This window comes from Mesorhizobium sp. M8A.F.Ca.ET.021.01.1.1 (genome assembly GCF_003998025.1).
In the GTDB taxonomy this organism is placed as follows: domain Bacteria; phylum Pseudomonadota; class Alphaproteobacteria; order Rhizobiales; family Rhizobiaceae; genus Mesorhizobium.
The window spans coordinates 1-5591 of the sequence record NZ_RZSJ01000422.1 but is presented as its reverse complement, the minus strand read 5'-3'; the positions used below and the strand labels follow the sequence as shown (position 1 = coordinate 5591).

The window sequence follows — 5591 nt, the reverse complement described above, 5'->3', positions numbered from 1 at the left end:
AACATCACCCAGGCAAGACTGCGCGAATGGACCGAGGATGACATCGCCACCATGCTCGAAACCGGCGAGACGCCCAATCACGGCCGGGTTGGATCGTCCATGGCCGACGTCGTGAAGAACACCGCCATGTTGCCCGACAGCGACCGTCGGGCGATCGCACGCTACATCAAAGCCCTGTCGGCCGTAGCCACGCCGCATCCGTAAGGCCCCACCGTCGCGGGTCGATCTGCTTTCCGGTCTACGACTACCAGGATCCGCCAGGCCGGCGCGCCGGGTAGGTGTCATTGAGCGTAAAGATACGCGGCCAGGTCGCGGGCTTCTCGCTCCGAGATTCCTGTTACGGGCATTGCCGTTCGGGGAGAGAAGGTTTTCGGCGAGACGATCCAGGCGACGAGATTGTCGGGACGGTTTTCCAGCACGCCGGCAATGTATACGCGCTTCGATAGTTCTGTCAGCGGCGCGCCGGTCTGGCCGTCGGCACCTTCTATGCCGGGGATGGTGTGGCAACCCGAGCAACCGTAGCGACGGAAAATCTCTGGAGCATGGTCGGCGTTGCCGCCGGTCATCATCCTGGCGGTGGCCGCCTTGGTGTTGTTGTCGCGCACGACATTCGTCGCGACAAGCGCGGCCGACGCAGCAAGAACGGTCACGGCGATGAAGCCGACCGGGCCGGAGATAAAGGCAGGATGGTCAGGCATTTTGCATCCCCCTGTCGCCTGAGCCACGGATCCAGAGCGCCAGCATGACCATTGCCACACCCGCATAGATGGTGCCGGCCGGCACCCACATGATCATGCCCGCCAGTTGCTGGTCTTCCAGGGGTGTCAGTCCCCACGCCATGGCCGTCTGCGTCTGCGCGACGTAGAGCACGCGCGGCGCCAACGCCATCAACGCCCCGAGCACGCTGGTGTGGATCATGGTCACGAACAGATGCCACGCGGCGACCCCATGGTCGCTTCTCCAGACCATCGCCCACCAGAACAGTATCGCCGTGGCGAGGAAGCTGAGATGCTGGAAACGGTGCAGGGTCGCATCTGTCACGGCCGTGTCGAACAGGATCGGCACATGCCACGCCCAGATGGCCACGCCGTGAAGGATCGTCGCATTCGCCGCGCTCGTGCACCAATCCCATGGCCGTCGCAGCAGGGGCGAGCGCATTGCCGCAGCAGCCATGTGGCGCGTGCGCCTGGGCAATCCCCATAGCAGGATTCCGGCCGGCCGCGCGAAGACGATCAGCGGAGCCGAGACGGCCATGACGACCTCATGCTCGATCATGTGGAAGGTGAAAAGATGTTCCCCCAGCCAGTGCAGTGGGGACATCAGCGAGCCGGCGAGCGTCAGCAAGCCGCCGGCATAAAGCAGCGCACTGATCAGCGTGGCGCCGGGCCGTCTGGTTCGCCACGCCAGCCTTGTCACGCCCAGTCCAAACAGTATAGCGAGGACCGCGAGCGGCATGACGATCCATGGATCGAACGTCCAGGACCCTCCAGCACCATGCGTCTCGTCGCCATGCGCCATGGCCGGAGTGGCGACCATGAACAGGATTGACGTGCGGATCAGCGTTGGCATGGGTCCAGCACCATTGCGGCCGTCCCCTGCAGGGCCAGCGCGAACAAAAAGGCGAGCGCGATAAGGAAGCCGGTATCGACGACGAATCGCCCGGTTTTTCCCAGTCCCTGCAATCCAACTCGCGACACGACGATGCCTGCGATCGCGAAGACGATCAGAAGGCCGCAGAAGATCGCGGTCCAAGAGACATTCTGCCGGCAATCCAAATAGGGCGTGACCTGCCCAAGCTGGGTGCTGAGCCCCCAGGCCGCGAGGGGAAGCAGAAGTCCGATGTGTCTTAGCCAGGTTTTGGTCAAAGCCGTGGGACCCAATAAAGGCAGGCATACATCGGCAACCACGTCGCGACCACGAAGTTCCAGTACATCGCATTGTCGTTGACGTCACCGAAGCGGCGCGGATTGTCGGCGTGTCGTGAAAACATCAGGCAGGTCAGCACCAGGGTCTCGACCAGATCGGTCAGGATATGCGTGGTGTGGAGGCCGAGCATGACCCACACGATCGAGCCGTAGGCATTCTGGTCCCATTTGATGTGCATTGCGGGGAATTCGAAAGCGCGCAAGATAAGCGGCACAATGCCGACGAGCGACATGACAATCAGCCCGATGCGAACCTTGCGAAGATCCTGTTGGCGTGCCCAGCGGTTGACGAGGATGTTGGGCAGCACGCTCAGAACCAGGAACACCGTAAGCGTCGTCCCCGCCACCAGGTCAGGCGGTGCGGCATCGAGAGGCCACTGCGGCGCCAGACTCATCAGATAGAGATAGACTACGATCGCCAAGGCAAAGCCGGTGCCTTCGATCAGCATGAAGGCCAGGGTCCCCCACCAACTCTGGCTCGCCGTGCCGAGGCCATGCGGAGGAAGGTGGGCGAGATCGATGACGACTTTGTCCTTCATGCTTCATCCTCCGGCACGCCTTTCGGCCAGAACCAGCCAATGAGCGTGATCGCCAGCGGTATCGAGCCCCATACGACGGCCCATGGGCTGAAGATCGACCAGATCAGCATCAGCGTGCTTGCCAGCGCCGCCCATAGCGGCCAGATGGAGTCTCCGGGCGATGCCTCACGCGCTTCCGGCGATGCGTGAACGACGCTGCTGGTCAGCAGTTCCCGGCGGTCGACCCGCAGTCCGCTGGCGACCGGCACAGCTTCGATGTCATCGGACAAGGGATCGAGGCGATCCACTACCGGCAGCCGCGCGAAATTGTAGGGGGGCGGTGGCGACGAGGTTGCCCATTCCAGCGTCCTGGCGCCCCAAGGATTGGCTGGCGCCAAGGATCCTGATCTGGCGCTGCGTATGGCGTCGACGAAAAACAGCAGGAAACCCAATGCGAGGATGACGGCGCTGAGGCTGATGAACAGGTTCAAACCGGACCAGGGCATCTCCGGCTGGTAGGTGTAGATGCGGCGCGGCATGCCTTGCAGGCCAAGAATGTGCATGGGGAAAAAAGTCAGGTTGAACCCCGTGAAGATCAGGCCGAATATCCAGCGGCCAAGCGTCTCGCTCATCATTCGCCCGGTGAACTTCGGAAACCAGTAATAGACCGCGCCCAGCAACGGAAACACCGCGCCGCCGACCAGCACATAGTGGAAATGGGCGACGACGAAATAGGTGTCGTGAACCTGCGTGTCGAAGGGAACGGAGGCCACCATCACCCCGGTCAGGCCGCCGATGACGAATATGACCATGAAGCCGATGACGAACAGGAACGGCGTCTTGAACACGGGCCGGCCGGCCCACATCGTTGCCAGCCAGCAGAAGATCTGCAGCCCCGCCGGAACGGCGATGGCCATGCTTGAAGCGGTGAAGAAACTCTCCCCGAGGCGCGGCAGCCCAGCGACGAACATGTGATGAACCCATAGCCCGAACGCCAGGACGCCGGTGGCGATCAGGGCCATGACCATGCCCAGGTAACCGAACACGGGCCGCCTCGTGAATGTCGCCACGATCGTCGAAACCATCCCCACCGCCGGCAGGAAGATGATGTAGACCTCCGGGTGGCCGAAGAACCAGAACAGGTGCTGCCACAACAGCACGTCGCCACCTTCGGCGGGGTTGAAGAAATGCGTACCTACCAGGCGATCCAGGATAAGGGAGGAGCTGGCGACCATGATCGCTGGCATCGCCATGATGACGAGAAACGACGTGACCAGCATCGACCAGACAAACAGCGGAATCCTGTCGAGTGACATGCCCGGGGCGCGTTGCTTGAAGACGGTGACGACGATTTCGACGGCCACGGCGAGTGCCGATACCTCGGTGAAGGTGATCATCTGCGCCCAGATATCGGCCCGCTTTCCGGCGCCGTACTCCGGGCCGGCGAGGGGTACATAGGCGAACCACCCGACATCGGGACCGGTGTCGACAGCGAAAGCGATCCAGAGCAGTAGCCCGCCAGCGAGATACACCCAGTAGGAGAACGCGTTGAGCCTGGGGAAGGCGATGTTGCGCGTTCCCACCATCAACGGCACTAGATAGATCGCCATTGCCTGCATGACGGGCACGGCAAAGAGGAACATCATGTTCGTGCCGTGCATCGTGAAGATCTGATTGTAGCGATCCGGGCCGATGAAGCGGGCTTCGGGTTGCGCGAGTTGCAGCCGTATCAACAGCGACAGCACCCCACCCAGGGCCAGGAAGACGAAGGCCGTGGTGACGTAGCGCCGGCCGATGATCTTGTGATCGACCGTGGACAGCGCGCCCCACAGCCCGGACGGCGTCGACCAGATCGCCGTGAGGCGACGGTGGAGTTCGGACCCTTCCATTGAACTGTCACGCAGCCCGTCGCCATCCTGCGTCATTTAAGGCTCTCCATATAGGCGGAGATATTTCGCAGCTCGATGCTCGTCAGCGGAACCATCGGCATGTTGTTTCCGGGTTTGAGCGTCTGCGGATCGGCTATCCAGGCCGCCAGCGAGCCGCGGGTGGTTTCCAGCAGCCCGGCGGCGATCGTCCGCCGGCCGCCAACATGCGTGAGGTCAGGCCCGGTCGTGCCGCCGGCAGGCGTGCCGCGGACCGTGTGGCAGGCAGCACAGGGTTTTGCCATGAACGACGCCTGCCCGGCGGCTATGTCGGGATCGGCCGACCCGGCAGCGTCCAGGCGTTGGGTTGCGGCCCAGCCTTCAAAGGCGGCCTGCGTTTCGGCGATGACCAGGATGGCCATGTGGCTGTGCTGGAGGCCGCAGAACTCCGCACATTGCCCGCGATAGACGCCCGGCTTTTCAGCCCTGAGCAGTAGGCTGTTGGTCCGACCGGGGACAAGGTCCTGCTTGCCCGCGAGGCTCGGCACCCAGAAGGAGTGAATCACGTCGGGGCTTTCGAGCCGGAGCCGCACATCCCTGCCGACGGGTATGTGGATTTCATTGGCGGTCTGAAAGCCAGGGCCTGCCGGGGAATCGGCATAAAAGACCTGCCACCACCATTGCTGTCCTCGCACGGTGACGGTCAGGGCGGTGCTGTCGGGAAGACCGATGTTGCGCGTGGTGTAGAAGCTGGCGATGGTCATCCCGGCGATGATGACAACGGTCGCGGCGATCGCCGCCGATACCGCCACGGTCAGCGGCTTTTCGGATCCGGTCGCTTGGCTCGCAACGCTGCGGCGTGCACGCACGAGCGCCAGCACAAGCATCATCATGACAAGGATCCAGATGACCGTGCATACCGCGACGATGCCGACGATGAGGTGCTCGACATGGATGGCCGGTGCGCCCTTGGCGCCGAGCGCCGACTGATAGCCGCCGCAGCCCGACGCGAGGACAAGGACGGATAGCGGGAGGGCGCGGTGCGTCTTCAAGGTGTCGGCCCCTGATCCGGGTGAACGCCCGCCGGCCCTTCGTCGAAGAGTATCTTCGCCGGCCCGCGATTCTCGGCCGGGCGGGTCTGCCTGTCGTCGTTGCGGCTCGGCGCGGCCACCTTCGGCTTGTAGGACCCGATCGTCTGCACATACCCGGCAAGCTGCCAGATCTGTTCCGAGGTCATCCGGTCGCGAAAGGCTGGCATGCCATGCGGGCGGCCGTCCCGAATG

General features: G+C 63.2%; 7 protein-coding genes and 1 pseudogene. 1 reads left to right on the top strand and 7 read right to left on the bottom strand.

Going from position 1 to position 5591, the window contains the following annotated elements; all coding sequences use genetic code 11:
• Positions 1 to 204: pseudogene (locus EOA36_RS37405) on the top strand (alkylated DNA repair protein); the annotation flags it as partial.
• A 77-nt stretch (positions 205 to 281) separates the two neighbouring features.
• Here the strand turns inward: EOA36_RS37405 and EOA36_RS25830 are convergent.
• The 7 genes from EOA36_RS25830 to EOA36_RS25800 all read right to left on the bottom strand — a co-directional run.
• Complete coding sequence (locus EOA36_RS25830) at positions 282 to 698, bottom strand: c-type cytochrome (protein WP_127279974.1); 417 nt, start codon at positions 696 to 698, stop codon at positions 282 to 284.
• Positions 691 to 1569, bottom strand: a complete 879-nt coding sequence (locus EOA36_RS25825) for a cytochrome c oxidase assembly protein (protein WP_127279973.1) — start codon at positions 1567 to 1569, stop codon at positions 691 to 693. The genes EOA36_RS25830 and EOA36_RS25825 overlap by 8 nt, the downstream gene beginning before the upstream one ends.
• A complete protein-coding gene (locus EOA36_RS25820) occupies positions 1557 to 1865 on the bottom strand; it encodes a hypothetical protein (RefSeq protein WP_127279972.1) in 309 nt (102 codons plus the stop codon). Before EOA36_RS25820 ends, EOA36_RS25825 begins: the two co-directional genes overlap by 13 nt.
• Positions 1862 to 2464 carry a cytochrome c oxidase subunit 3 gene (locus EOA36_RS25815; RefSeq protein WP_127279971.1) on the bottom strand — a complete coding sequence of 201 codons (603 nt, stop codon included), beginning with the start codon at positions 2462 to 2464 and terminating at the stop codon, positions 1862 to 1864. Before EOA36_RS25815 ends, EOA36_RS25820 begins: the two co-directional genes overlap by 4 nt.
• A complete protein-coding gene (gene ctaD, locus EOA36_RS25810) occupies positions 2461 to 4332 on the bottom strand; it encodes a cytochrome c oxidase subunit I (RefSeq protein ID WP_245464465.1) in 1872 nt (623 codons plus the stop codon). Before ctaD ends, EOA36_RS25815 begins: the two co-directional genes overlap by 4 nt.
• Before the next feature lie 32 nt (positions 4333 to 4364).
• Positions 4365 to 5360 carry a cytochrome c oxidase subunit II gene (gene coxB, locus EOA36_RS25805; RefSeq protein ID WP_127279969.1) on the bottom strand — a complete coding sequence of 332 codons (996 nt, stop codon included), beginning with the start codon at positions 5358 to 5360 and terminating at the stop codon, positions 4365 to 4367.
• Positions 5357 to 5591, bottom strand: a 235-nt coding sequence (locus EOA36_RS25800; protein WP_145969310.1) for a cytochrome c, incomplete at its 5' end; no start/stop codon positions are given. The genes EOA36_RS25800 and coxB, both read right to left, overlap by 4 nt.